The 5,080-nt window shown below is 75.4% G+C and carries 5 protein-coding genes and 1 pseudogene; 3 read left to right on the top strand and 3 right to left on the bottom strand.

Features of this window, described 5'->3' with window-relative positions:
* From ACFU74_RS26695 to ACFU74_RS26685, 3 genes and pseudogenes are all read right to left on the bottom strand, one after another.
* Positions 1-856: pseudogene (locus ACFU74_RS26695) on the bottom strand (hypothetical protein); the annotation flags it as partial.
* The gene (locus tag ACFU74_RS26690) at positions 853-1,725 is read right to left on the bottom strand and encodes an AAA family ATPase (RefSeq protein WP_380761122.1); all 873 of its coding nucleotides are present in this window, start codon (positions 1,723-1,725) and stop codon (positions 853-855) included. The pseudogene ACFU74_RS26695 and the gene ACFU74_RS26690, both read right to left, overlap by 4 nt.
* A gap of 156 nt (positions 1,726-1,881) precedes the next feature.
* Positions 1,882-2,583: a Tat pathway signal sequence domain protein gene (locus ACFU74_RS26685; protein WP_380761120.1), complete on the bottom strand. Its 702-nt coding sequence runs from the start codon at positions 2,581-2,583 to the stop codon at positions 1,882-1,884.
* A 465-nt stretch (positions 2,584-3,048) separates the two neighbouring features.
* On the opposite strand from ACFU74_RS26685, the gene ACFU74_RS26680 reads away from it, so the two are divergent.
* The 3 genes from ACFU74_RS26680 to ACFU74_RS26670 all read left to right on the top strand — a co-directional run.
* Positions 3,049-3,759 (top strand): TetR/AcrR family transcriptional regulator, encoded by a 711-nt coding sequence (locus ACFU74_RS26680; RefSeq protein ID WP_380761118.1) that lies wholly within the window; start codon positions 3,049-3,051, stop codon positions 3,757-3,759.
* Positions 3,760-3,967: 208 nt separating this feature from the next.
* Positions 3,968-4,621 carry a DUF6230 family protein gene (locus tag ACFU74_RS26675; RefSeq protein WP_380761116.1) on the top strand — a complete coding sequence of 218 codons (654 nt, stop codon included), beginning with the start codon at positions 3,968-3,970 and terminating at the stop codon, positions 4,619-4,621.
* Between the two features lie 38 nt (positions 4,622-4,659).
* Positions 4,660-5,080 (top strand): DUF6114 domain-containing protein (locus tag ACFU74_RS26670; RefSeq protein ID WP_380761114.1); only part of this gene is annotated, 421 nt, incomplete at its 3' end.

The following is a 5,080-nucleotide window of genomic DNA, read 5'->3' as shown; positions in this document are numbered from 1 at the left end:
CGCGCGCCGAGCGGCGTCGGCGCGCGGCCAGCCGGGTGGCCAGTTTGCGGGCCAACGGGTTTACGGTGCGCCGGAGTTCGGCGAGCTGGTCGGGGCCGGCGGCGAGGAAGTCGATCCGGTCGGTGCTGGGTGCGACGGCCCGTTCGGCGATGTGCTCGGTGCCGCGCAGCTCGGCCGCCCGGCGGCGTGCCTCGGTGCCGACCATGGCGCGGAAGCCCTGGATGCGGCGGCGGATCTCGTCGGGGAGCAGGTGGTCGGCCAGGTCGGGGCCGTCGCGGTCGCGGTCGGCGTCGCGGTCGGCGGCGCCTGCGCGCAGTGCCGCCAGCACCCGGGCCAGCAGGGTCTCCGGGGCGAGCCGGCCGAGCGTCTGGTGGGCCGACCAGCCGTCGCTGCCGGGCCGGCCCGGGCCGCCGGCGGTTCCGTAGCGGCCGAACGCGGCCACCGCCTCACCCGCGAGCCGGGTCTGGGCGACCCGGTCGTCGGCGGCGAGCGCGGCCGAGAGCCGCTGCCGGAGGTCCTCGCGCAGGGCGGCGGGGTCCGGGGCGGCGGGGTCCGGGGCCGTCGGATCCGCTGCGGCCGGCCCGGCGGCCCGGCGCACGGTCTCGGGGGCGCCGACGCCGAGGGGGAAGAACAGGTCGAAGGTGGCGTCGAACACCCCGCGCTGTCCGTCGGAGCGCAGCAGCGAGGCGGCCAGCCCGGCCCTGACCTGCTCGCGGTCGGCGAGGCCGAGCACCTCCAGGACGGCGGCGGCGTCGACCGTCTCGGCGGGCCCGATCCGCAGGCCGTGGGTGCGCAGCGCGCGCACGAGGCCGGTCAGCCGGGCGGCGAGGTCCCCCGGCGGGGGCGGGACGGTCATGCGGGGGTGAGCTTCTGCGCGGCCCTCAGCACGTCGTCCTGGTGCTTGAGGACCACCCCGAGGGTGGCGCGCACGACCGTCTCGTCGAGGGTGTCGGCCCCGAGGGCGAGCAGGGTGCGGGCCCAGTCGACGGTCTCGGCCACCGAGGGGGCCTTGCGCAGCTCCATCGCGCGCAGCGCGCCGACCACCCGGACCAGCGACTCGGCCAGCGCCGCGTCCAGGCCGGGTACGCGCAGCCGGACGATCCGGCGCTCCAGTTCGGCCTCCGGGTAGCCGAGGTGGAGGAAGAGGCAGCGCCGGCGCAGTGCCTCGGAGAGCTCCCGGGTGGCGTTGGAGGTGAGCAGGACGAACGGGCGGCGGCTCGCGGTGATGGTGCCCAGCTCGGGTACGGTGACCTGGAAGTCGCTCAGCACTTCGAGCAGCAGCGCCTCGACCTCGACGTCGGCCTTGTCCATCTCGTCGATGAGCAGCACGGTCGGCTCGTCGCCGCGGATGGCGGTGAGCAGCGGCCGGGTGAGCAGGAACTCCTCGCCGAAGACGTCGGTGCGGGTCCGGTCCCAGCCCTCGTCGCGCCCGGCGGTGATCCGCAGCAGCTGCTTGGCGTGGTTCCACTCGTAGAGGGCCCGGGACTCGTCGATGCCCTCGTAGCACTGGAGGCGCACCAGCCGGGCGCGGCCGATCGCGGCGACGGCCTTGGCCAGTTCGGTCTTGCCGACGCCGGCCGGCCCCTCGACGAGCAGTGGCTTGCCGAGCCGGTCGGCGAGGAAGACGGTGGTGGCGACCTCGGTGGAGGCCAGGTAGCCGGCCTCGGCCAGCCGGGCGGCCGTGTCGGCCACCGACTCGAAGAACCCCGTGCCCTCGTCGCCCATGCGTGCCCCACATCCCCGTCGTCCGGTGTCCGTCGCCAGCACCCTACCGGTGGGTCACTTCGCTGTCCCGGGCCCGGGCCGGGGGGAGCGCGGCGCGAAGGCGCCCGGTCGGTGGCCGAGGCCGCCGACCGGGCGCGTCACCGGCGCCGCGGGGTGTCAGTTGACGTAGACGACCGGGTTCCCGGCCACCGAGACGTCCCGGACCGGGCCGTAGGTGGCGGTGAAGTAGCCGACCGGGAAGCAGGTGCTCGGGCCGGAGGACTTCGGCAGCGCCTGGGCGCTGAACCCGATGGTCTGGCCGGTGTTGTCGGTCGTGCCGGCCAGGCCGCCGGCGGCCCGGTAGACGCAGGTGATGGTGCCGAGGACGGTCTTCAGCACCACGGTGGTCTGCACCGGGCCGGCCGTGCCGGGGTCGAGCGAGACCGGGTGGCCCGCGCCGTCGCCGACCGAGTTGACGTAGGCGAGGTTGTTGACGGTGACGCTCTGCACCCCGGTCACGCCGATCACGTTGGAGGTGCAGGAGCCGAAGGTCTGGGAGTTGAGCGACTCGGTGGCCACCCCCGGGGCGGCCGGGTTGGTGAGGACGGTCGCGGAGAACGCGGAGGCGGCGCACTTGATGCCGGTCGTTCCGGTGGCGCTGGAGGAGAAGTTGGCGGTGGTGCCGGCCACCAGGCCGGCGACGAGGACGTCGCCGGCGGAGACGTTCGGTCCGGCGAGCGAGGTGTGGGTGAGCACGGCGACGGCGGTGGTGGCCGGGGCCGCGGCGTCGTCGGCGGCCTGGGCCGGGGCGACGGTCCCGGCGGCCAGCGCCGCGGCGGTGGCGACGGCCGCGGTGGCGAGGGTACGGCGGATGCGCATGAGGGTGTGCCTCTCCGGGCGAGTTCGGGTGGGGGAGCCCGTGCGGACGGCGTGGGGCGCGCGCGGTGGCGTCGGCCGCGGCATGACCGCGACGGGGTGGTGCGGGGGTGCGCGCCGCGGACGGCGACTCGGCGGGCCCGGCGCCACGGGCCCGCCCGTACGGGCGGCGGTACCGGCGGCACGACGCTGTGCGGCGGGTGCGGCGCGGCCCGGGCCGACCGCGCGGCCGGCCGGGGCCGGCGGCGGTCGGGTACGGCGGAGTACGGCGAGATGGAGCGGGGGTGGGGCGTGATGTGCGCGGTGCGGGGTGCACGTCGGCGGCTGCCACCGCCGGGCATGCGTTCGCCATACTGAGCAGTCGGAACGCGTGCGGGCTTCCGGCGGCGGTCGGCCGCGAATTGGAAACCCGCCAGTGTTGTAAACCGGACGTCGCGTCAATGTCAAGGAGAAGCACAGGAGTTGGCGATGAACCCGGAGGCCCGTCGGAACGCCGACACCGTCCAGCTGCCCGGCGCGCGCACCGGGCGCGACCCCGCCCGGTCGATCAAGCGCGGCCCGAGCCGGCTGCCCCCGGCGGTGGTCGCCGCGACCCAGCGCGAGCGGCTGCTGGACGGGCTGGTGCTCACCGTCGCGGAGCACGGCTACCAGCGTGCCACGGTGAGCGACATCTGCCGCGCGGCCGGGGTGACCAGGCCGGTCTTCTACGAGCTGTTCACCGGCAAGGAGGACGCCTTCCTCGCCGCCCACCGGCACGGCACCGGGGTGGTGATCAGGCGGATGGCGGCGGCGTTCGCGGCGGCGCCGGACTGGTGCACCGGGATCCGCGAGGCGCTGCGGGCGATGCTCGGGCTGCTCGCCGGGGTGCCGGCCTTCGCGACCATGGCGGTCATCGAGCTCGACGCGGTCGGCCCGGCCGGGCGCCGGGAACGCGATCAACTCCTCACCCGGTTCCGGGCGTTCTTCGCCGAGGTGCCCGAACTCCCGGGCGGGGTGGCGGCGGAGGCGATGGTCGACGCGGTGGTGGGCGGCGTCTACTGCGCCCTGCAGCGCTGCGTCGACAACGGCCGCACCGCCGAACTCCCGGACCTTCTTCCGGCCTTGAGCCTCTTCTGCCTGGCCCCGTTCCTCGGCCCGGCCGAGGCCGCGCGCCGCCTGGCGCCGGCCCCCGCACCGTAGCGGGCGCCGCCGGGGAGCGCTCGATGATCCTTCGTGCACCCGTATTGACCCGCTCAATACTGGGCAGTAGCTTCCCAGTTACCCACCGCGGCCCGACCGGCCCGCCCCGCTGCCGAGGGGCGGCCCCTCCCGGCCGTGCCGCGGAACGCTGTCCGCGCCAGGACAACGTGCCAGTGACTGCCCGTCCCCACCATCCGAGGGAGCACACATGGCCACGTCCGAGGACGCCGCCCGGAACACCGGGAGCACCGCCGCGGAGCCGCCCGTGCGGCGCCGGGGCCGGGTCCGGCTGAAGCGCACCGCGCTGATGGCCGTTCCCGCCGTCGCCGCCGGCGCCGTGCTGATGGCCCTGACCGCGCAGGGCGTGCTCGCCGCCCAGTTCGCGATCTCCGGCATGCCGTTCACCGTCACCGCCGACAGCCTGGAGGGCGTCGGATTCGAGCAGTTCGGCAGTCTGGACCACATGATCGAGGACAGCCCGAACGCCGGGGACACCGGCGGGCAGGTGCTCGTCGCGGTCTCCGCGATCAAGCAGGCCACGCTCACCAAGCTGTGCCAGAGCGTCGAACTCGGCGGCATCAACCTGCTGATCAGGGCAGGCGATGCCGGGACGCCGGTGACCGCCACCGACCTCACCACCGACTCCGACCTGCTCACCGGTGACGCCGAGTTCACGAACATCGAGGTCGGCGGCGACGCGAGCACCTTCACCAAGGCCGGTGTCCGGGGCCTGCCCGGCGTCTTCGGGCAGCAGGCCGACGCCGTCACGATCCGCAACCTGCGGCAGCACAACTACGCCACCACGGCCGCCGCCTTCAAACTGCCCAACCTGCGGCTGAGCTTCAGCTCCGAGGGCTGCTGACGGTGCCGGAGCCGACGCCCCGGTCCGAGCCGCAGCCGATGCCCGAGCCGCAGCCGGCGGAGGCCGATCCCGCGCCGCCCGCCGCCCGCAGCCGTCCGTCCTGGCGCGGCTGGCGGGGCCGGCGGCCGTTCTGGGGCGGGGTCCTGGTGCTGTCCGGCGGCGCGGAGATCCTCTTCACCCTGCGCGCCCCGCTGCCCGTCGTCCTGCACATCGGGCTCCAGGGACTGTCCGGCTACCTGGTCCCGACGGTGATGGTGGTCTGCGGCCTGCTGATCCTGTTCAACCCGGCCCAGCGGCTGTTCTACTCGATCCTCGCCGTGCTGGCCTCGCTGGGCAGCTGGCTCACCTCCAACCTGGGCGGCTTCCTGATCGGCATGCTGTTCGGCGTGGCCGGCAGCTGCCTCACCTTCGGCTGGCTGCCGGACCAGCCCCCGCGCCGCCGCCTGCTGCGCCGGGGCC

It is taken from the genome of Kitasatospora sp. NPDC057500 (genome assembly GCF_042802195.1).
Classification (GTDB): domain Bacteria; phylum Actinomycetota; class Actinomycetes; order Streptomycetales; family Streptomycetaceae; genus Kitasatospora.
The sequence above is the reverse complement of the archived record's forward strand: the minus strand, read 5'-3'. Positions and strand labels throughout refer to the sequence as shown.